Here is a 20,588-nt window from a genome sequence, read left to right as displayed (position 1 = left end):
TTCCCTTCGGTCTTGCGTTTCCGACTCTATCAGATCTTTTTCCGATCCGATTTCCTCGGTGCTTTCCAGGTTCTCGCTTTCGCGTTTCCCTTTCCAGCGGTTCCGACTCTATCAGATCCTTTCGGGCCTGATTCCCAGTCAGCGGGGTTTGTCTTCACGGCCGTTGGGCCGTTCCGACGTCCCAAACCTTAGCGGATCTGCTCGGCAGTTCCCAATCGGGCCTGTCGAACCCAAATCGAATTGAATTCGGGCACGCCGAATTCATCCCGGCTGGGAGATCGCTCTGGTTGGTTTGGGTGCCGCTTCAGCGGCGGAGGTGCTGTCGCAGAACCGTTACGGCTCCGCGGCAACCCGAAGAACTCTACGGATCTGCGGGTGGACTGTCAAGCATCCCCTCGGCGTCCCCTGGTCAAACCTCGGGCACCCCTCAAGCGTACGACCTCAGTCGAGGTCGGTGAGCCTGCCGCCGGCGTCCGGCTGGGCGTCCTCGACGCGGCGCAGGAGTCGGGTCAGCACCTCGCCGAGGACGGTGCGTTCCAGCGGAGAGAGGTCCTGGAGGAGGTCTTCCTCGAAGACGGAGGCGAGGCGCATGGCCTGCAGCCACTTCTCCCGGCCGTCGGGGGTGAGCTCCACGATGACGCGGACGCGGTTGCTCTCGTCCCGCTCCCTCGTCACCAGGCCCTCGGCGACCATGCGGTCGATCCGGTGGGTCATGGCGGCCGGGGTGAGACCGAGCCGCTTGGCGAGGTCGCTCGGGCCCATGCGGTACGGAGCTCCGGAGAGGACGAGGGCCTTGAGGACCTCCCACTCCGCGCTGCTGATGCCGAGGGCGGCGGTCTGGCGGCCGTAGGCGACGTTCATCCGGCGGTTGAGGCGGGAGAGCGCCGAGACGATCTTCTCGACCTGGGGGTCGAGGTCCTGGAACTCGCGCTGGTACGCGGCGATCTGCTCTTCGAGTGTCGGCTCGGCGGTGCCGTTGCTGCCAGAGGTGTCGCCCATGGCCGCAGTATGGCATGCCATCGCTTGGCATCGAAGTCCTTCGAGGTGTAGTGTTTAGCTTCTAAGTTTTAGCTTCGAAGTCTTCACTTCTAATGTTTGGGTGGAGGCTTCCCCTACCTAGGCAGGTGAACGTGACCAGGGGGATGGGCGCAGCGATGCGTCGGATTCATGTGGGCAACGCGCTCGGCGCGTTCGGGCTCGGCTTCACCGTCCCGTATCTGTACGTCTATGTGGCGCAGGTGCGGGATCTCGGTGCGACGACGGCGGGGGTCGTGCTCGCGATCTTCGCCGTGGCCGCGCTGGTGGTGCTGCCGTTCGCCGGACGGGCCATAGTCAGGCGCGGTCCGCTTCCGGTGCTGCTCGCCGCCCTGGTCATGGCTGCCATCGGCTCGATGAGCCTCGGGCTGGCCACCGGGGCGACGACCGTGCTGCTGTCCGCGGCCGCGCTCGGGGCAGGGCAGGCCGTGACGCAGCCGGCGCTGGCGACGATGATCGTCGACTGCTCCGGTGCGGAGACGCGGTCGCGTGCCTTCGCGACGCAGTTCTTCCTTCAGAACCTGGGGCTCGGTGTCGGCGGGCTGATAGGCGGGCACCTGGTGGACGCCACGCGCGCGGGATCCTTCACCCTGCTGTTCTCCATACAGGCGGCGATGTTCCTGCTGCTCGTCGGTGTGATGGCGACCATGCGGATGCCTCGGGCGGCGAAGGTCGCGAAGGTGGCGGCGGGATCGTCCAAGGCGAGCTGGAAGCAGCTGCTCGGCAATCGGGCCATGGTGCAGCTGTCTGTGCTGGGGTTCGTGCTGTTCTTCGCCTGCTACGGGCAGTTCGAGTCGGGGCTCAGTGCGTATGGAGTCGAGGCGGCCGGGATATCGACGTCCGCGCTCGGCACGGCGCTGGCGGCGAACACCGCGGTGATCGTGCTCGCGCAGTTCGTCGTGCTGCGGTTCGTGGAGCGGCGTCGGCGGTCTCGGGTGATCGCGGCTGTCGGGCTGATCTGGGCAGTGGCGTGGGGTGTGGCCGCGGTCGCGGGGCTCGGGCAGGTGAGCCAGACGATGGCCACGGCTGCATTCGTGTCCACGTACGCGCTGTTCGGGCTGGGTGAGGCGATGTTGTCGCCGACGGTTGCTCCGCTGGTGGCGGATCTTGCGCCGGAGGGGATGGCAGGGCAGTACAACTCCGCGTTCGCGCTGGTGAAGCAGTTGGCGCTGGCGGTGGGGCCGGCGGTGGGTGGGCCCATGGGGGCGTCATGGCATGTGGCGTATGTCGTGGTGTTTCTGGTGTTCTCCCTTGGGATCGTTGTGCTTGCGGTTCGGTTGGGGCGGGAGCTCACGGTGGTGCAGGATCTGCCCGGGTCTGGAAAAAAGAGTCGTGTGGTTGCTCGCGGTGGGGCGGGGATCGAGTCCGCGGTGGCTCGGGCCTGAGTTTTCTCGCCCCGCCGCCCTACCCGTCCCATCCAGTTGGGGCTGCCGCCCCTTCGCCCCCACTTCGGCGCCTTCCAGCTCAGGGGTGCGCCCGTTGTTAGCGGGTGCGGGTTCGTCGCGGTTTCTCGCGCAGCTCCCCGCGCCCATGAGGGCATGGGCCTGCGGCCCGGCCTTCAGGTGGCACCGTCGAAAAGCACGGGGCGCAGCCCCGGTCGCTTTTCAGCAGCGCGGGAAACCGCGCGAGCAACCCCCACCCACCCGCAGCCGCCCACGAACCCCCGCCTCCACCCCTACGCCGTGGACCGCGGTAGGGCGAACTCGCACCAGACCGCCTTGCCGCCGCCAGGCGTCCGGCGGCTGCCCCAGTTGGAGGCGATCGTGGCGATGATGGCGATGCCTCGGCCGGACTCGTCGCCGGGTTCGGCTCGGCGGCGGCGGGGGAGGTGGTCGTTGCCGTCGGTGACCTCGACGATCAGGCGGCGGTCGGTACGGCGCAGCCGCAGCCGCATGGGCGGGGTGCCGTGCTGGAGGGAGTTGGCGACCAGTTCGCTGGCGGCGAGGACGCCCAGGTCGTGAAGGTCGGGCGGGAAGCGCCAGCTCGTCAGGACGCCGGAGGCGAAAGCCCTGGCCCGGGGGGCCGCTTCGACCCCGCCGAGGAGTTCCAGGGCGGCGTTGCGGAAGAGTTCGCCGTCGGGGCCGGTACGGGAGGGGTGCTGGAGGACGAGGACGGCGACGTCGTCGTCGTGGTCGGCGGTGACGCCGGTCGAGCGGACCAGACGGTCGCAGATCACCTGGGGCGTGCCGGTGGCACCGGCCAGGGCTCTTTCCAGCGCGGCGATACCCTCGTCCAGGTCCTCGTTGCGGCGTTCCACCAGGCCGTCGGTGTAGAGGACGGCCGTGGAACCGGGGCCCAGGGCGATCGAGCCGGAGGCGTGCATCCAGCCGCCGGTGCCGAGCGGAGGACCGATCGGTTCGTGGGCGCGCTGGACCGTGCCGTTCTCGTCGCGGACGAGGATGGGGAGGTGCCCGGCGGAGGCGTAGACCAGGCGGCCCTCGTTGGGGTCGTGGACGGCGTAGGCGCAGGTGGCGATCTGGTTGGCGTCGATCTCCGTGGCGAGGCCGTCCAGGAGCTGGAGCACCTCGTGCGGCGGGAGGTCGAGGCGGGCGTAGGCGCGGACCGCCGTGCGGAGCTGGCCCATCACGGCCGCGGCGCGTACGCCTCGGCCCATGACGTCGCCGATGACCAGGGCCGTGCGGCCGCCACCGAGGGTGATGACGTCGTACCAGTCGCCGCCGACGGCGGTTTCCGTGCCGCCCGGGTGGTAGACGGCGGCGATGCGCAGGTCGTCGGGTTCCTCCAGTTCCTGGGGGAGGAGGGAGCGCTGGAGGGTGACGGCGGTTTCCCGTTGGCGGCGTTCGCTGGCGCGGAGGCGTTCGGCGGCCTCGGCGTGGTCGGTGACGTCGGCGGCGAAGATGAGGACGCCGCCCTCGCCGGGCCCGGTACCGGCGGGGACATCGACCGGTGTGCAGGTGATCGTGTACGAGCGGCCGGAGGGGGCCTTGCGGGACTTGACCGTGCGGGGCTTGGAGCTGCGCAGGACCTGGTCGAGGAGGGGGAGCAGGCCGAGGGATTCCAGCTCGGGCAGGGCCTCGCGGGCCGGTGCGCCGAGCGGGCGTACGCCGAAGGCCGCGACGTAGGCGTCGTTGACGTAGGCGGTGCGGTGGTCGTGGCCGTGTACGAGGGCGACGAGGGCCGGGATGCGGTCGAGGATCTCGCGCGTGGGAAGGTCGTCGACGGCGGGCACGGGCGGGGTGTCGTCCGGTGGGTCGTCGCTCCGCCGTTCGGCGCGGGCCGCAGGCACGGCGCCTTCCCCCCGCCGGTCCGGGGTGACCGTGTGTTCGGTCCGCGCTGCGGCGCGGCGCTGCGTACCGGGGAGCCGGGCGCTCCAACGGGTGAAGTTCACCGAATCCTTGCCTCGTGCCTCGTGGTGTTGTCTGTGGCCGGCTCCGGATCCGGCCGGTGGTCCGGGGGTGTGCTCCGGGGTGCAGCGGTGGGGACGCCTGGTCGTCAATGGCGAGTGGGTACTTCGGGGGTCCTTCGTACGGGCTACGTCGTGTCCTGCTCGGGCAGGGGTGGCCCCGCCCGAGATCATGGATCATGTCGCGGACCAGTCTGTCCGACCAGGCCGACATCCGTCAGACGTCGGCCTGAACGGTGGAGTTCCTGGATCCGGTCAGGACGACCCCTTCGGGTCGTCATGAGCCTTTCCACCGGCAGCCAGTTCGAACTCCGCACGGGGATGTTCGAGTGATCCGAGGGAGACGATCTCTCGTTTGAAGAGCCCGGCGAGGGTCCATTCGGCGAGGACGCGGGCCTTGCGGTTGAAGGTCGGCACCCGGCTGAGGTGGTAGACGCGGTGCATGAACCAGGCGGGGTAGCCCTTCAGTTTCCGGCCGTAGACGTGCGCCACGCCCTTGTGCAGTCCGAGGGAGGCGACGGAACCGACGTATTTGTGGGAGTACGCCTCCAGTGGCTGTCCGCGCAGCGAGCGCACGATGTTGTCGCCGAGTGTCGTGGCCTGGCGTACGGCGTGCTGGGCGTTGGGGGCGGTCTCCTTGCCCGGTTCGTTCGCGGTGATGTCGGGGACGGCGGCCGCGTCGCCGGCCGCCCACGCGTGCGAGACGCCCTCCACGGACAGCTCGGGGGTGCACTTCAGGCGCCCGCGCTCGTTCAGCGGCAGGTCCGTGGCGGCGAGGATCGGGTGCGGTTTCACACCGGCCGTCCAGACGACCGTACGGGTCGGGAAGCGGGCTCCGTCACTGAGGACGGCGACGCGGTCGGCGCAGGACTCGAGGCGGGTGTGGAGGCGTACGTCGATGTTGCGGCGGCGCAGTTCGGTGACCGTGTAGCGGCCCATCTCCTCGCCGACCTCGGGGAGGATGCGGTCGGAGGCCTCCACGAGGATCCACTTCATGTCCTCGGGCTTGACGTTGTGGTAGTACCGCGCGGTGTAGCGGGCCATGTCCTCCAGCTCGCCGAGCGCCTCCACGCCGGCGTAGCCGCCGCCCACGAAGACGAAGGTCAGGGCGGCGTCGCGGATCGCGGGGTCGCGGGTGGAGGAGGCGATGTCCATCTGCTCGATGACGTGGTTGCGCAGGCCGATGGCCTCCTCGACGGTCTTGAAGCCGATGCCGTAGTCGGCGAGACCGGGGACGGGCAGGGTGCGCGAGATCGAGCCGGGCGCGAGGACGAGCTCGTCGTACGTCAACTGCTCGGCGCTCGCCCCCTCCTCCTCGGTGGCGAGGGTGGTGAGGGTCGCGATGCGCTTGGCGTGGTTGATCTCGGTGGCCTCGCCGATGACGACCTTGCACTGGTGCAGGACACGACGCAGCGGGACCACGACATGGCGGGGCGAGATGGAACCCGCGGCGGCCTCCGGAAGGAAGGGTTGATACGTCATATAAGGGTCGGGGGACACGACGACGATCTCGATGTCGCCGCTACTCAGTTCCCGCTTCAGCTGCCGCTGCAGACGCAGCGCGGTGTACAGCCCGACGTAGCCGCCGCCGACGATGAGGATGCGCATCCGTTCCTTCACCATCCCATGACGCACCTCTCTCGCTGGTTTGTCCACAGCCCCGGCAATTTGTGTGACCGGTTCCCTTGGGGGCGCGGGGTTGGCCGATTCGCCGGTGTGAGCGGCAGGTGCGCAGGTCAGGTGGTGTGAGCCGGGTGGCAGCGGGGGGCGCAAACGGTACCTAAACCGCCCGTACTCCGATCGAGGTGCGCTCGCTGCGGAACGTGCCCCTTCTGAATTGACTCCCTCTCAACTATGTTCGTGTGTTGACGGGGTACAGGGGGGATGCGTTCGCGGGATTCGGTCGGGTTCAGGCTCCGAACCGAGGAGAACCGCGAACGCTCGTTCCGCCGCTCCGGCTTCCGATGACGGGGAGAGTCTCCGGGGGGAGACGTCATTACCGGGGGAACACATATGCATATTCAGGACTCTCATTGGTCGTCCGCCTCCGCTCTCGCGCCCAGCGGCGCGATCGCCACGGCGGGCGGCAACGGTCGCGGGGAGGGGTCGAGGTCGACCCCGCTCCGTGTGGACGCACAGCGCAACCTCGAGCACGTGCTGCGCGCGGCGCGCGAGGTCTTCGGCGAGCTGGGGTACGGCGCGCCGATGGAGGACGTCGCCCGCCGTGCGCGGGTCGGCGTGGGCACGGTGTACCGGCGCTTCCCGAGCAAGGACGTCCTGGTCCGGCGCATAGCCGAGGAGGAGACGTCCCGGCTCACCGACCAGGCGCGGGTGGCGCTCGGGCAGGAAGAAGACCCGTGGTCGGCGCTGTCGCGCTTCCTGCGGACGTCGGTGGCCTCCGGTGCCGGGCGGCTGCTGCCGCCGCAGGTACTGCGGGTCGGGGTCGCGGAGGACGGTACCGAGGTCGGTGTCGGCCAGACCGCGGACGAGCACCGGGTGCCGCAGCAGCGGGGCCAGGCGGCGGGGACCGAGTTGCGGCTGGTGGCGTCGCCGGCACCGACGGGTGCCGGGCCCGCCGATGACGCCGGGGCCTCGGCACTGCTGGAGGTCGTGGGTCAGCTGGTGGAGCGGGCTCGGGCGGCGGGTGAGCTGCGGGAGGACGTGACCGTGGCCGATGTGCTGCTGGTGATCGCCACGGCGGCGCCGTCCCTGCCGGACGCGGCGCAGCAGGCTGCGGCTTCGGCACGGTTGCTGGACATCTTGCTGGAGGGGCTGCGGTCTCGCCCGGCTTGAGGGTGAGGGTGGTTCGCCACCTTGGGGGCGGTGTGGGGCGTTTCGGCCCACACCGCCCCTTCCTGATTCCGTCACCGACGGCTGTGCCCCTTTGGCCGGACGAAGCGCTTGAGGACCCGTATGAGTGAACTCGTACGCAAGAGCCGAGAAGGCGCTCGGACGGGTGATATGCCCTTCGGGACGAAGGCCGAACAAAAGCCAATATGGCAGGGTGACTCGGTGTTCGGGACTGTGTCGGCAGGCGGCGGGGGCTTCCGCGATGGGTGTGGACGGGCGGGACGGATCGCCGGGTGAGGGTGGTCGGCCTCCTCAGGCGCGGGCAGGCCGGCGGGACCGGCCCCAGGTGCCCGCCCAGGGGGGTCGTGGCGAGGTTCCGGCGCAGCGGAAACGGTACGACTCGGGGGCGTTGCCGCCTCCCCGCGTGCGGGACGCCGAGCGGGCGCCGGCCGACGCCGATCTCATCGAGCGGATGCGGGCGGGCCAGGACTCGGCGTACGAGGAGCTGTACCGGCGTCATGCCGAGGCCGTGCGCCGGTACGCGCGCACCTGCTGCCGGGACGCCCACACCGCCGACGATCTGACGGCCGAGGTCTTCGCCCGGATGCTCCAGGCCGTGCGCGGGGGCTCCGGTCCCGAGCACGCCGTACGGGCCTATCTGCTCACGTCGGTACGGCGGGTCGCGGCGAACTGGACGACCTCGGCCAGGCGGGAGCACCTGGTCGACGACTTCGCGGTCTTCGCGGCGCAGGCGGCGCGCGGCACGGGGGGCTCGGACACCGACGCGCTCGATCTCGGCGCGGACGTCCGGACGATGCGCGAGGCCGACCGGTCGATGGCGATGCGGGCCTTCAGATCGCTGCCCGAGCGGTGGCAGGCCGTGCTGTGGCACACCGAGGTCGAGGACGAGTCGCCGAGCGAGGTGGCGGTGTTCTTCGGGCTGGACGCCAACGGGACCCGGGTGCTCGCCAGCCGGGCACGGGAAGGGCTCAAGCAGGCATATCTCCAGGCCCATGTCAGTGCCTCCCTCGCCGGCAACTCGGCGGAGTGCGGGCGCTATGCCGACCGGCTCGGCGCGTACGCCCGAGGCACACTGCGGACTCGGGCCGAGCGGGGGCTGCGCAAGCACCTGGCGGAGTGCGCGGCGTGCCGGCTGGCCGCCGGGCAGATCAAGGAAGTCGCCGGCGGGATCCCGGCGGTCGTACCGCTCGCGGTCATCGGGTGGTTCGGGCCCGCCGGATACGGCAAGGCCGCCGCGATCGTCGCCGGGGGCGCGGGCGTCGGTGCGGCCGGGGCCGCGGGCGCGGCGACGAGCGGGGGCTCCGGTGGAGCGGAGGCCGGCCAAGGGACCGCGGCGAAGATGTTCGGCACGCCCGCGAAGGCCGGTATCGCGGTGAGTATCGCCGGGATGGCCGCCGCGGCGGTAGCGCTGGCGCTGGCGGGCCACGAGGGCCAGGACACGGAGCCGTTGGCGGAGCCGCCTCCCCCGCGGTCCGCCGACGTCTCGCCCGAGCCGGCGCCGTCGAAACCCCCGACGCAGAACCCCGCGACCGGAGACCCGACGCAGAAGCCCGGGACCGGAGACCCGGGGGCCGGGGCGCCGCCGGCCAAGGCGTCCCCGGCTCGCACGCCGACCCCGAAGCCGTCCAGGGCTCCCGCGCCGCCCGTGGCGGCGCCGCCCACCCCGGCCGCGGCGCCCACGCCGACTCCTTCGCCCCCGAAGCCGTCGCGCACACCGCCTCCCCCGCGCGTTCCCGCGCCCGCTCCGCCGCCGGCCGTGTACCCGTGGAACGAGCTGCGGTACGGCCCCCTCGGCTCCGGCGCCGGAACCGAGCACGAGACGCGGCTCGGCGGGAGCAGCTGGGTCTGGCAGCGGTACGGGATGACGATCGCCGAGAAGCGGTATGCGCACGGGGTGACGGTCCACGGCCGCTCCTCCGTCGCCGTCGATCTCAACCGCCGGTGCACCTCGTACGACGCGCTCGTCGGCGTGGACGACATGGCGCTCGGCCACGGCAAGGCGCGCTTCTCCGTCTACGGCGACGGAGTGCTGCTGTGGAAGTCGCGGCTGGCCGAGGGCGGGGACGCGGCGGTTCCGGTACGGGTGGACGTCGCCGGGCGGCAGGCGGTACGGCTGGTCGCCGAACCGCACGGTCATCTCGACAGGGCGACGCCGGCGGGCCGGGCGGAGTCACGGTTCAGCTGCGCGTAGGGACCCGAGAAGGGCCCAGCGGGTGGGGGCCGCGGAGGGCTCAGGGACCGGGTGGGGCCTCAGAGTGCTTCGAGGAACTGCCTCAGGTCGTCGAGGGCCGTGAGCGGGGTGTGGGCCCTGCCCCTGTCGGCCTCGGCGTCGTAACGGTGGCCGCCGAGGGCGGTGAGGGCGGCGGTCCGGGTCCGCTCGCGTTCGTGGTGCTCCGGGAGGGCGCAGGGGTGGTCGCCGCGCCAGCGGGTCGCGGCGGCGAGAAGGCGGACGGCGCGTGCGTGGTCGCCGAGACGGGACACTAGGGTCGCCGCGCCGTCGGCCAGGGCCGCGATCACCGTCTCGGCGCAACGGTTGTCCACCGCGGTCCGCAGGGCTTCGGTGAGGCTGCGCAGTCCCGCCGCCGGGCCCCGCTCGGCGGTCGTCACCAGGCCGTCGACCAGGTCAAGGAAGGCCTTGAACTGCGGCGGCGGTGTGCCGCGACGCGTCTCGTCACGGGCCGACCGCCACAGCTCGCGGGCGTGGACGTGATCGCCGTCGTCCAGCGCCATATGGGCGCGGAGGAGACAGACGAAGGCACGGGAGTCCGGCACACCGAAGCGATCGGCGGCCATGGTGGCCTCGTCCAGCGCGGCCAGGGCCGCCGCGCGGTCACCGGAGCGGTAGGCGATCTCACCGAGGCGGGCGATCAGGAACGGTGACTCGGCGTTCGCGCCCACCTCGTAGGCGAGCCGCAGCGCCTCCTCGTACTCGCCCTTCGCGTCGGCGAAACGGCCCCGGGCCATCGCGGCCTCGCCCGCTGCGCTGCGCACCTGGGCGCGCATCCAGCGGTCGCCCACACGGTCGGCTATCGCACGGAGTTCGGTGAGGTCGTCCTCGACGCCGAGCATGTTGCCGGCGGAGTCGACGAGCATGTGGGTGCGGAGCATGAGCGTGAAGCCGAGTTCCCAGTCGCCGCCGTGCTCACGGCAGTTGGCGACCGCCTCGTCCATCATGGCGCGGATGTCGACCGTGGCCGGACCGTCCAGCATGTACGCGGTGAGGGGCCAGACCAGGCCGGGGAAGCGGGCGGCGGCGGGGCCGGTGTGGCCGGACAGGGCTCTGAGGCGGGCTACGTAGGCGCGGGCGTCGGGGTCGTTCGGCACGCCGATGGGGCCGGACTCCGCGAGCAGGGCCAGGTGGAGGAGGCGGAGGGCCATGCGCGGGTGGTGGCGGGGGTGTCGGGTGGGGGTCGGGTCGTTGAGGAAGGCGGTGACGGGGTCGGCTGCCTCGGCTTCGCCGTCGTCCCGGTTCCCATCCGGTGGGGCTGCGTTGTTTTCGTCCAGGGTGATGCCCAGGCGGAGGATGCGGTCCGCCCAGTGGGCACCTTCCTGACGGAAGTTGCGGAGCCACCAGAACCAGCCCATGGCGAGGGCGAGGTCGGTGGCGGTGGGTTCGTCGGCGCTGGTGAGGGCCCGGTGGAGCGCGGCCCTGATGTTGTCCAGGTCGGTCTCCAGACGGTGGATCCAGGGGAGTTGCTCGGCGGAGCGCAGCCGGGGCTCGGCCTGGTCGAGGAGGGTGCGGACCCAGGTGGTGTGGCGGAGTTCGGCGGCGGAGCGGAGCGCGGGGGTCTCGGCGGCACGTTCCGTGGCGTACTCATGGATCGTCTCCAGCATGCGGTAGCGCATGACGCGGCTGTCGTGCTCGTACGGCGCGGCGAGGACGAGGGACTTGTCGACCAGTGCGCCGAGGATGTCGGCCGCCGCGGCGCCGCCCGTGCAGACCTCCTCCGCCGCCGTGAGATCCCAGCCCCCGGCGAACACCGACACCTCGCGCAGCACCGTGCGCTCGGCCTCGTCCAGCAGGTCCCAGGACCAGTCGACGACGGCGCGCAGGGTCTGCTGACGCGGCAGTGCCGTACGGCTTCCCGAGGTGAGGAGGCGGAAACGGTCGTCCAGGCGGTCGGCTATCTGGCGGGGTGTGAGCAGCCGCAGCCGGGCGGCCGCCAACTCGATGGCCAGGGGGAGGCCGTCCAGGCGGTGGCAGATCTCGTCCACGGCGTCCGGGTCGGCCCGCAGCACGGCGTCCGCGTCGGGACGTGCGGAGGCGGCCCGGTCCGCGAACAGGTGCTGGGCGGAGGCCGGGAGGAGGGGCTCGACCGGGCGTACGGTCTCGCCCGGTACTCCCAGGGGTTCCCGGCTGGTGGCGAGGATCGTCAGGCCGGGGCAACGGGTGAGGAGGGTCTCCGCCAGTTCCGCAGCAGCCTCGATCACGTGTTCGCAGTTGTCGAGGATCAGGAGCAGGTCGCGCTGGGCGCAGTGCTCCACCAGGAGGGCGACCGGGTCGTCCTGCGCTGCCACCGGCTCATGGGTGATCAGGGCAGTCTCGCGCAGGCCGAGGGCAGTGACGACCGCACCCGGCACCGCTTCCGGCCCGTCGAGCGGGGCCAGTTCCGCCAGCCAGGCCCGGGGGTGGGTGGTGGCGGCCTCCTCGGCGAGACGGGTCTTCCCGGAGCCGCCGGGGCCGGTGAGGGTGACGAGGCGGGTCCTGCGCAGATCGGAGCGGATGGCCTTCAGTTCACGCTCCCGGCCCACGAAGGAGGTCAGGCGGGGGCGGATGTTCCCGGCTCGGGGTGCGGGGCCCGGCGGCTGCGGAGTCGAGGAGTGCGCAGTCGCCGGGTGCCCGGTCCGCGGGTGGTCGCCCGTGGGGCCGGGGCTGGGGAAAGAGCTGGAGCGGGAACCGTTCGAAGAAGGGCGGCCCGCCCCGGGGTCGAGCAGGTTCGCGTGGAGGGTGCGCAGGTCCCGGCCGGGATCCGTGCCCAGGGACTCCCTCAGGGACCGCCGTACGTTCTCGTAGGCCGTCAGGGCCTCCGCGGTGCGGCCCGCCTCGTGCAGGGCCCGGATCAGAAGGGCGTGCAGCGGCTCGTCGTAGGGGTGCCCCCCGGTGAGTTCCCGGAGTTCCGGTACGAGGTCGGTGGCGCGGCCGAGCCGGAGGTCCGCCTCGATCCGGACGCGGGTCGCCTCCGCGTGGAGGGCCTCGGGACGGGCGGCCGCGGTGCGGTCGGGGAGGTCGGCCAGGGCCGGGCCGCGCCAGAGGGAGAGGGCCTCGCGGAGGGTGTCGGCGGCGGTGGTCGGGTCGTCCTGGGCGAGGGCCGCCTTGGCGTCGTTCAGCAGGTGTTCGAAGGCGAAGAGGTCCACGTCGGCGGGGGTGGTGGCCAAGCGGTAGGCGCCAGGCTCCGAGGTGATGGAGTGTCGGCCGAGGGCTCGGCGCAGGCGGGCGACGAGGGCCTGGAGGGCGGCGTGGGCGTCCTCGGGCGGGTCGGCCGCCCAGATGTCGTCGATGAGGGTGGGGAGGGGGACGGGGCGGTCGGGGCGGAGGGCCAGGGCGGTGAGGAGCGCGCGGAGCCGGGGGCCGCCGAGCGGGATGGGGGTGCCCTGGTCGTTCTCGGCACGGGCGGGTCCCAGGATCGCGTAGCGCACCGGGTCATTGTCGCCCGGGTGAGGGGGTGGGGGACTTTCGCGCCCCACCGCCCCTGCCCGCCCGCTCCCTCCCGCCCGCTCCCTCCCGCCCGCTCCCTCCCCGTCCCCAGGGGCAGCGCCGCGGGCCCTCGGCAGGGCGCCGCCGCGGTCAGTTCACCGTCACCGCGTCGCCGTACGCCGTCGCTCCGCTCGTCGTGGACGTGGCGGTGGCCTTCCAGCGCCAGGTGCCGGAGGTGCCGGCGGTGACGGTGGTGCTGAGCTTGCCGCTTGCGTCGGTGGCGACCGTCTTGACCGTGGTGTACGTGGAGGTGCCGGACCTCTTGAACTGGAGGGCCACGGACCGGCCGGTGTGGGGCACGTAGGTGTTGGTGTTCCAGTCGGCCCGGGTCAGGGCGCCGGTGACGGTGAGCTTGGCGCCCTTGGCCACGGGCTCGGGGCCGGCCTGGGTGGTGGTGAGCTTGGCGAGGCGCTTCACCTGGATCCTGGCGCTGGTCTCCAGGTCGTAGAAGTCGCTGTCCTTGGCGACGGCCTCGGCGGTGAAGCGCCAGGTGCCGGCCGAGCTGTTCCTGAGGTCGTAGTAGTCGGTCCCGTCGGGGTCGAGGGTGAACCTGAACACGCACTTCATGGTGGTGGAGGTGGGGCGCGTGCAGTCGGCGGCGTGGGCGTGGATGATCCGGTCGTCGGAGCTGATCAGCTTCGCGCCGAAGATGCCCTGTATGCCCGACCCGTCCTTGGCCGTGGCGGCGACCGTGACCGTCTGGGCCGCGCTGGCGCCCACGTTGAAGGTCTTCTGGTTGAAGTTCACCGAGGTGAAGACCGTGTCGCCCTTCGCGGTGTCCGCGTGGGCGGCGGCGGGCACGAGCAGCGAGAGCAGCACCGAGCTGCCGAGGGTGGCGGCCGCGGCCGTACGTGTACGCATGGTTCTCCAGGCACAAGGGCTACGGGCACCTCGTGTGTGCCCTGCGTCGGGGGGCGCGTACGTGCACGTGAGGTGCCGGGGAGCCGGACGTCTGTCCGATCGCGAGGGAAGACCGCCCACGGGCCCGGTTGGTTGTACACGTCCGGATGTCGGGATTCCGCTTCGCCGTTGGGGCTGTGGCGGGCGTCCGCTCACGGGTGTCGGGCTTCGGGCGGGGCTCGACGCCGGTCACGTCTTCGACGACCGGGCCGGCGCTACCCCCGTCGTGCCGTCGCCCCCGCGCCGAGGGCGCCCCGCTGGGGGGTGATCCCGGCCGGGACCGCGCGCTGTCTGGCCGGGGTGCCCGTCCAGCAGGTGCCCCGGCGGGAGAGGAGGCGGCGCAGCCAGAGTTCCAGTGAGACGAGGTCGGCGAGGCCGTCCAGGGGCAGGGGTTCACCGGCGGCGGCAGCACGGAGGGCCTTGCGGACGACGCGGGCCTCCACCAGGCCGGCCTGCGCGAGGAGCGGTGTGTCGAAGAGGCCGATCAGGGTGTCGGCGGCGGCCCGCAGGCCGGTGCGGGCCGCGGCGGCGGAAGTGGCGTGGGAGGGGGCACCCCAGCCGGGCGGGAGGTCGGTGACACCGGCGCCCTCCAGGACCGTGCGGAGAATGGCGGCGCGGGCGCCGGGCTGGACGCGCAGGGCCTCGGGGAGGGCTCGGCAGGCGCGGACGACCTGGTTGTCGAGGAACGGGGTGTGCAGGCGCTGGGAGCGGATCTCGGCGGCTTGTTCGAGGACCCGGAGGTCGGCGGCGTGGCGGGCGAGGGCCGCGCGGGCCCGGAAGTCGCCGGGGCGCTGCCCCGGGCCGACGCTGGGGCGGCCCGACACGGCACCCAGGCGAATCGATACTTCTGCCAGGGCCTCGCCCGTCAGCCAGCGGGCGGCGGGCCCGGGTCTCGCCCAGGTCAGCGCGGCGAGCGAGGCTCCCACGGCGCCACCGGGTTCCTCGAAGCGACGGCGCATCAGACGGTCGGCCAGGACCTCCACCCCCACGCGGTAGGGAGTGCGGGCCAGTTTCCGGGCGGCGCCGTACACGCGGGCGGGGACCATCACCGAGCCGTCCGCCTTGGCGAGGGCGGCGACCGGGCGGACCAGGTGGCGGCGTTTGCGGTCCATCAGGAGGTCGGCCAGCCGGGCCGGGTGGGCGTCCAGGACCTGGCGGGCGCCGTAGCCGGTGAAGTGGTCGGCGCTGCCGGCGGCGAGCCGGACGCGGTGGCGGGCCGCCATGACCAGGGAGGGGCCCGGTTCGTCGGTCAGCGGGACTTCGAGGTCGGCGTACGGGAGGTCGTCCTCGCCGCCGGTCACCACCACGTGGTGGAGGCGGGGGTTGGCGGCCAGGATGCCCGCGCGTTCCAGTTCGGCCTCGCGGCCCGAGGTCGCCAGGTCGTTGAAGGTGACGGCGAGGAGGCGTTCGCCGGCGCCCGTGCCATGGCCGAGGACCGTGCCCGGGGCGCCGGGGAGGCCGGCGGCGAGGAGGGCCAGCGTGCCCGAGGCGGGGCCGCCGGAGAGGTCGGCGCCGATGCCGGGAACCGGCATTCCGCGGGCGGCGCGGCGTTCCGCGGGGCCCATTCCGGGCACCGGGCCCGGATCGACGTCCGGGACGTGGCGCGGAGCCGACAGGCGTGTGCGTACTGCTTCTACGAGAGCGTCCCTCACCGCGTCCACCGCGCCGGCCGGGTCGGCGGCGGGTGCGGCGACGGCGAGGGACGCGACGGGCTCGTAGCCGGCGATCTCACGCGCCCCGGCGCGCAGGATGAGCGCATGCCCCGGGGGAATGCGGCGCACGCCGTCGTACGGCGTGGAGTCATGGAGGGCGTCCGGTACGTCGGGGGCGGCGAGCAGGGCCGCGAGGTGCCCGAAGTCCAGGTTGGCCTCGACGAGGTCGGCCAGGGGCAGGGCCGCCGTCGCGTACGCGGTGCCGCCGGCCCAGGGCGTGTAGAAGACGGGGCGCGCACCCGCGAGGTCACCGCAGACGGTCACCCGGCGGCCGACCTGGACGACGGCCGTGTAGCTGCCGGGCCAGGCGGTGAGATGGCGGAGGGCACCGCCGCGGGCGGCGAACAGGCCCACGCGCAGCTGCTCGTCGGAGGCTCCGCAGATGCCGAGGACGGCGATCCTGGTCTGGGCGTCGGCCTGCACGACACGCACCTCGTCGGGGCGCCAGTCGCCGACGGCCCACAGCGGATCGGGATCGCCCCACAGCGGGTGGGAGCCGACCGGATGCACCGCTTCACCGCCCGGGCCGGTGGCTCCGGCGGAGCCGAGGGCGTGCGAGCCAGCGGCGGTACTGCTCCATCCCACCAACCACCGCATCGACGCCTCCACAGGCTGTGGACAACCAGTGCACCGGACGAACGGCACCCATGCTGCCACGAAGGAGGCTCGAGGGAGGGCGTGCGGAGCGGCTTGCGCACCGCCAAGTGCGCCCCTGGGGAGCCGTCAACGCTCCCCCGGCACACCGTCGAACGGCGTCTGGAGCGGGGTGGTCGACAAAGGTGGACCCCGGGTCTACGACGCGAATGCGCCCCCGATACGCTCCCCCAAAACTCCTAACGCGCCCTCAAGAGACGTGGTCGGAGGGGTATTGACCCCCCGTACCCACCATCGATTTTCGGCCAAATCGGGATCGTGGGACAGAACTCACACACCCTCCCTATCGGCCCCGATGGCGACTCAGTGTCAACGCACAGTCCGGGAGGCGGAGTTCACCTCCCGGACCGGTCCGCCACCCGCGGGGATGAAGGCGGCGGTGTCCCCCAGCCCACTGGATCCAGTACAGCGGGCCGACCCACGCACGACCATGGAACCGCTCCCCCACTGGCCGGAGAAGAGCGCACGGACGGGCGCACGGCCACACAGCGGGGGCACGCCGCAACCGTCCGTACTCTGTCCGTACTTTCGTACGGACCACATTCCCGCCATCCGGATTTAGGCCCCTTAACGCTTGGGATGCGGCGAACTACGCTGGGTTTACGAATGCCGCGTGCCTATGCCGCCGCGGCAGCCGTCTGTTCGAGGGGTGGCGCATGTCCAGGGAGCAACGCGGGCCGAACGAAAAGCTCGGCGCCGTTCTCGCCCTCGCGGGAATCAGCAACGCAGGACTCGCGCGTCGCGTCAACGATCTTGGCGCTCAGCGCGGGCTGACACTTCGCTACGACAAGACGTCGGTGGCGCGGTGGGTCTCCAAGGGCATGGTCCCCCAGGGCGCCGCGCCGCATCTCATCGCGGCCGCCATCGGCCAGAAGCTCGGCCGACCCGTGCCGCTGCACGAGATCGGCCTGGCGGACGCGGATCCCGCACCCGAGGTGGGCCTCGCCTTCCCCCGTGACGTCGGACAGGCCGTGCGGTCGGCGACCGAGCTGTACCGCCTCGACCTCGCCGGCCGTCGTGCCGGCTCCGGCGGCATCTGGCAGTCACTCGCCGGGTCGTTCGCGGTCAGCGCGTACGCGACGCCCGCCTCCCGCTGGCTGATAACCCCGGCCGACAGCTCGGTGGCGCGCGAGGCGAGCTCCGCGGAGGGCTCCGGGTCGCCGCTGAAAGTCGGCCACAGCGATGTGCAGAAGTTGCGCGAGGCCGCCGAGGACGCCAGGCGCTGGGACTCCAAGTACGGAGGCGGCGACTGGCGTTCGTCGATGGTCCCGGAGTGCCTGCGGGTCGAGGCCGCGCCACTGCTGCTCGGGTCGTACTCCGACGAGGTGGGCCGCGCGCTCTTCGGAGCCTCCGCCGAACTCACCCGCCTCGCAGGCTGGATGGCTTTTGACACGGGTCAACAGGAGGCCGCCCAGCGGTACTACATCCAGGCGTTGCGGCTCGCGCGCGCCGCGGCCGACGTGCCGCTGGGCGGGTATGTCCTGGCGACGATGTCCCTGCAGGCAACCTACCGCGGGTTCGGCGACGAGGGCGTCGACCTCGCCCAGGCCGCGCTGGAGCGCAACCGCGGGCTCGCCACCGCCCGCACCATGAGCTTCTTCCGGCTCGTCGAGGCGAGGGCACACGCGCGTGCGGGCGACGCGGTGGCCGCCGGGGCCGCCCTCAAGGCCGCCGAGGGGTGGCTGGAGCGGGCCCGGGACGGCGACAACGACCCGTCCTGGCTCGGCTTCTACGGCTACGACCGGTTCGCCGCGGACGCCGCGGAGTGCTACCGCGACCTCAAGGCGCCGCGACAGGTGCGCCGCTTCACCGAGCAGGCGCTGTCGCGGCCGACTGAGGAGTTCGTACGCTCGCACGGCCTGCGGCTCGTCGTGTCGGCGGTCGCGGAACTGGAGTCCGGCAACCTCGACGCGGCATGCGAGCAGGGGGTACGGGCGGTGGAGGTCGCGGGGCGCATCTCCTCGGCCCGCACGACCGAGTACGTCAAGGATCTTCTGCACCGGCTGGAGCCGTACGGGGACGAACCGCGGGTGATCGAGCTGCGGGAGAGGGCACGGCCGCTGCTGATGACACCGGCGTAGGCGCTCCGCTTCGGGTGGGGGCGCCTGCTCGGGTGCCGGGCTCCTGTGATCTTGCGGGTGCGGGATCGACTCCGGGTGGCGGGCGCCCGCTCGCGTGGCCGGACTCCTGTGATCTTGCGGGTGCGGATCGACTCCGGGTGGCGGGGCGCCTGCTTGCGTGGCCGGGCTCCTGTGATCTTCCCGGTGCCGGATCGACTCCGGGGTCGGTGACGTCCTCGGCCTGCCCGGTGGTCACTCACGGCATCCGGGCGCACAGGTCTCGGCCTGGCGGGCGCCCGCTCGCGTGGCCGGCTTCCTGTGATCTTGCGAGTGCGGATCGACTCCGGGTGGCGGGCGCCCGCTCGCGTGGCCGGGCTCCTGTGATCTTCCCGGTGCCGGATCGACTCCGGGGTCGGTGACGTCCTCGGCCTCCCCGGTGGTCAGCCACGGCATCCGGGCGCACAGGTCTCGGCCTGGCGGGCGCCCGCTCGCGTGGCTGGCTTCCTGTGATCTTGCGGGTGCGGGATCGACTCCGGGTGGCGGGGCGCCTGTTCGCGTGGCCGGGCTCCTGTGATCTTGCGGGTGCGGATCGACCCCGGGTGGCGGGGCGCCCGCTCGCGTGGCCGGGCTCCTGTGATCTTGCGGGTGCGGATCGACCCCGGGTGGCGGGGCGCCCGCTCGCGTGGCCGGGCTCCTGTGATCTTGCGGGTGCGGATCGACCCCGGGTGGCGGGGCGCCCGCTCGCGTGGCCGGGCTCCTGTGATCTTGCGAGTGCGGATCGACCCCGGGTGGCGGGGCGCCCGCTCGCGTGGCCGGGCTCCTGTGATCTTGCGTGTGCGGGTGCGTGGTGGGTTTCGTGCGGTTCCTCGCGCCCCTTCGGGGGCGCCGGTCTCGGGGACGTGACCGAGGCCATGAAGACGTCTTCCGGGTTTGAGGGCATTGTCAGTGGTGCAGTGCACTATCAAAGTCGGGAGGTGGGGCGCGTGCGGAGGCTGGGCGCTTACGACTGTGATGTGCTCGTGGTCGGCGGTGGGATCGTCGGGCTGTCGACGGCGTACGCAATCACACGTGCCGCGCCGGGGACGCGGGTGACCGTGCTGGAGAAGGAGCCTGGCCCCGCCCGGCACCAGACCGGGCGGAACAGCGGGGTCATCCACAGCGGGATCTACTACCGGCCCGGATCGCTGAAGGCCCAGTACGCGGTCAAGGGCGCCGCCGAGATGGTGAAGTTCTGCGCCGAGTACGGCATCCCCCACAAGGTCACCGGGAAGCTGATCGTCGCCACGGAGCGGTCGGAGCTGCCCCGGCTGCACGCCCTGGTGCAGCGCGGCCGGGAGAACGGGATACCGGTCCGGGAGCTGGGCCCCGCCCAGATCACCGAGTACGAGCCGGAGGTGCGCGGGCTCGCCGCCATACACGTCGGGACCACCGGGATCTGCGACTTCGTGGGGGTCGCCCGGCAGCTCGCGGCGGCCTCGGGCGCCGACATCCGGTACGGGGCCGAGGTCGAGCGGATCGACCGGCGGGCCTCGCTGGGCGTTGCCGTACGGATCCGCGGTGGTGACGTCCTACGGGGGCGGGTCCTCGTGAACTGCGCCGGACTGCACTGCGACGAGGTGGCCCGGCTGACCGGGGAGGAGCCGGGGATGCGGATCGTGCCGTTCCGGGGGGAGTACTACGAGCTGGCGCGGCCCGAGCTGGTGCGGGGGCTGGTGTATCCGGTGCCCGATCCGGCGTTCCCGTTCCTCGGGGTGCATCTGACCCGGGGCATCGACGGAAGCGTGCATCTCGGCCCCAACGCGGTGCCGGCGCTGGCCCGCGAGGGATACGGCTGGGGGACCGTACGGGTGCGGGAGCTGGGGGCGACGCTGGCGTGGCCCGGAGCCTGGCGGATAGCGCGGCGGCACTGGCGTTACGGGGCCGGGGAACTGCGGCGGTCGGTGTCCAAGCGGGCGTTCACGACGGCCGTACGACGGCTGCTGCCCGGGATCTCCGAGGGGGACCTCGTACCGGCCGCGGCCGGGGTGCGGGCGCAGGCCGTGCTGCGGGACGGGACGCTGGTGGACGATTTCATGATCCGCGAGGGTGCGCGGGCGGTACATGTGCTGAACGCGCCGTCGCCCGCGGCGACGGCGTCACTGCCGATCGGGCGGGAGGTGGGGAGGAGGGCACTGGCCGCGCTGGCAGCGGTGTGACCGCGCTCGCGTGCCGACCGCGGGTCGGGGTCCGCTGCGGATGAGGCTCGGGCTTTGGCGCTGATTCGGCTTGAGGGCCGCTGCGGTTCGGGGTTCGGGGTTCGGGTTCGCTCCAATATGGGTTTCGGGTCCGCTGCGGCTTCGGCTTCGGATGGGGGTCCG

Annotated in this window: 11 protein-coding genes; 5 read left to right on the top strand and 6 right to left on the bottom strand. The window is 72.4% G+C overall.

The annotated features are described in order from the left end of the window. Positions 1-441: 441 nt before the first annotated feature. Positions 442-999 (bottom strand): MarR family winged helix-turn-helix transcriptional regulator, encoded by a 558-nt coding sequence (locus ACZ43N_RS34935; protein ID WP_468103053.1) that lies wholly within the window; start codon positions 997-999, stop codon positions 442-444. 143 nt (positions 1,000-1,142) lie between these two features. Between ACZ43N_RS34935 and ACZ43N_RS34930 the strand changes: the two genes are divergently transcribed. Next, the gene (locus ACZ43N_RS34930; protein ID WP_468103061.1) at positions 1,143-2,420 is read left to right on the top strand and encodes an MFS transporter; all 1,278 of its coding nucleotides are present in this window, start codon (positions 1,143-1,145) and stop codon (positions 2,418-2,420) included. 290 nt (positions 2,421-2,710) lie between these two features. Here the strand turns inward: ACZ43N_RS34930 and ACZ43N_RS34925 are convergent, their stop codons facing one another. Further along, the gene (locus tag ACZ43N_RS34925) at positions 2,711-4,384 is read right to left on the bottom strand and encodes an ATP-binding SpoIIE family protein phosphatase (RefSeq protein WP_468103052.1); all 1,674 of its coding nucleotides are present in this window, start codon (positions 4,382-4,384) and stop codon (positions 2,711-2,713) included. A gap of 270 nt (positions 4,385-4,654) precedes the next feature. Next, positions 4,655-6,022: an NAD(P)/FAD-dependent oxidoreductase gene (locus ACZ43N_RS34920; RefSeq protein ID WP_468103051.1), complete on the bottom strand. Its 1,368-nt coding sequence runs from the start codon at positions 6,020-6,022 to the stop codon at positions 4,655-4,657. A 390-nt stretch (positions 6,023-6,412) separates the two neighbouring features. On the opposite strand from ACZ43N_RS34920, the gene ACZ43N_RS34915 reads away from it, so the two are divergent. Both ACZ43N_RS34915 and ACZ43N_RS34910 read left to right on the top strand, forming a co-directional pair. Continuing rightward, positions 6,413-7,192 carry a TetR/AcrR family transcriptional regulator gene (locus tag ACZ43N_RS34915; RefSeq protein WP_468103050.1) on the top strand — a complete coding sequence of 260 codons (780 nt, stop codon included), beginning with the start codon at positions 6,413-6,415 and terminating at the stop codon, positions 7,190-7,192. 259 nt (positions 7,193-7,451) lie between these two features. Next, positions 7,452-9,401 carry a sigma-70 family RNA polymerase sigma factor gene (locus ACZ43N_RS34910; RefSeq protein ID WP_468103049.1) on the top strand — a complete coding sequence of 650 codons (1,950 nt, stop codon included), beginning with the start codon at positions 7,452-7,454 and terminating at the stop codon, positions 9,399-9,401. 59 nt (positions 9,402-9,460) lie between these two features. Here ACZ43N_RS34910 and ACZ43N_RS34905 read toward each other — a convergent pair whose 3' ends face one another. From ACZ43N_RS34905 to ACZ43N_RS34895, 3 genes are all read right to left on the bottom strand, one after another. Then, the gene (locus ACZ43N_RS34905; protein ID WP_468103048.1) at positions 9,461-12,847 is read right to left on the bottom strand and encodes an ATP-binding protein; all 3,387 of its coding nucleotides are present in this window, start codon (positions 12,845-12,847) and stop codon (positions 9,461-9,463) included. Positions 12,848-12,995: 148 nt separating this feature from the next. Further along, positions 12,996-13,766, bottom strand: coding sequence for a calcium-binding protein (locus ACZ43N_RS34900; protein ID WP_468103047.1), 771 nt, complete (start codon positions 13,764-13,766; stop codon positions 12,996-12,998). A gap of 254 nt (positions 13,767-14,020) precedes the next feature. Continuing rightward, entirely contained in the window at positions 14,021-16,114 is a 2,094-nt protein-coding gene (locus ACZ43N_RS34895) for an asparagine synthase-related protein (protein ID WP_468103046.1), read from the bottom strand. Positions 16,115-16,827: 713 nt separating this feature from the next. On the opposite strand from ACZ43N_RS34895, the gene ACZ43N_RS34890 reads away from it, so the two are divergent. Beyond that, the gene (locus ACZ43N_RS34890) at positions 16,828-18,252 is read left to right on the top strand and encodes a hypothetical protein (RefSeq protein WP_009320877.1); all 1,425 of its coding nucleotides are present in this window, start codon (positions 16,828-16,830) and stop codon (positions 18,250-18,252) included. A 962-nt stretch (positions 18,253-19,214) separates the two neighbouring features. Then, positions 19,215-20,426, top strand: a complete 1,212-nt coding sequence (gene lhgO / locus ACZ43N_RS34885; protein ID WP_468103045.1) for an L-2-hydroxyglutarate oxidase — start codon at positions 19,215-19,217, stop codon at positions 20,424-20,426. Positions 20,427-20,588: the final 162 nt, after the last annotated feature.

This window comes from Streptomyces sp. NPDC030814, assembly GCF_055572155.1.
Note: the sequence above shows the minus strand (reverse complement) of the source record. Positions and strands in the feature narration are given on the sequence as shown.